General features: G+C 57.2%; 1 protein-coding gene. It reads left to right on the top strand.

Translation table 11 applies throughout. The features are described 5' to 3' along the window. Positions 1 to 367 (top strand): phage tail protein (locus ACZ92H_RS29535; protein ID WP_465052400.1); only part of this gene is annotated, 367 nt, incomplete at both ends.

Here is a 367-nt window from a genome sequence, read left to right as displayed (position 1 = left end):
AACTGAAAATCGATCCTTCCGTCATCCTGGCCACACGCAAGTATGTTGATGACCAAGACATTACCGTGCGCGCGTACAGTGACGCGCAACTGGCCAAACACTTGGCCGCCGCCGATCCGCACCCGCTGCTGGCCAAGATTGCTTATGTCGATCAGCAAGACAGCAACGCTCGCACCTATGCCTATCAGCTGCTGGCTGTTCACTTGAACGCTGCCGATCCGCATCCATTGCTGGCCAAAGCTGCTTATGTCGATCAGCAAGACGCCAGCGCCCGCGCCTATGGCGATCAGCAACTGGCCAAACATCTGGCCGCAGCCGATCCACACCCGCTGCTGGCCAAGATTGCTTATGTCGATCAGCAAGACAG

The organism is Janthinobacterium foliorum, assembly GCF_978021625.1.
This window is presented reverse-complemented; position numbering and strand designations above follow the sequence as displayed.